We start from the raw sequence: 508 nt of genomic DNA, 5'->3' as shown, positions 1-508 counted from the left end.
GGGAAACCGGGGGACGTGCCGCGGCCGGGACACGCCCGGCTGGTCCCCGCCAGCTGCCGCCTCCGCCAATGCACCTCGTCCGTCGAGCCGCTGAACTGCCGGCGCCGGACAAGCTCGGCATGAACGACAGCTGCGCACTCGCGCTCGTGAGCGGCACAACGCCGACGCGACTAGGTCGCGACCAGCAGTATCCGGTCTGCCAGTGGCAATGCCCACTGCCGGCCCGGGCGCCCGTCTGCGATCTCGTCCCCGCCCCGCTTCGCGACCAGTCGTACCAGCTTCCGGAACTGACCCGGCTCCAAGCCGGTGAACGGGGCAATCCACTCGGCCGCGACGCTGTGATCACTTGAACCACACCAGCATGATCAACTATCGGCCGGGCCAGCCGTCGCCGGGTTGCGAGACATCCCTTAGGGCTCCGTCACACGGGCCGGGTTCGATGCTTCCCCGCCGCGTTTAGTCACACACGGGCTTGGCGAACAGGTCCCGGAACGGACGGTTGTACCAC

General features: G+C 68.7%; 1 pseudogene. It reads right to left on the bottom strand.

The features are described from left to right. Positions 1-173: 173 nt before the first annotated feature. Positions 174-355: pseudogene (locus tag CF165_RS49570) on the bottom strand (IS5/IS1182 family transposase); the annotation flags it as partial. Between the last annotated feature and the right edge of the window lie 153 nt (positions 356-508).

It is taken from the genome of Amycolatopsis vastitatis (assembly GCF_002234595.1).
Lineage (GTDB): Bacteria > Actinomycetota > Actinomycetes > Mycobacteriales > Pseudonocardiaceae > Amycolatopsis > Amycolatopsis vastitatis.
This window is presented reverse-complemented; position numbering and strand designations above follow the sequence as displayed.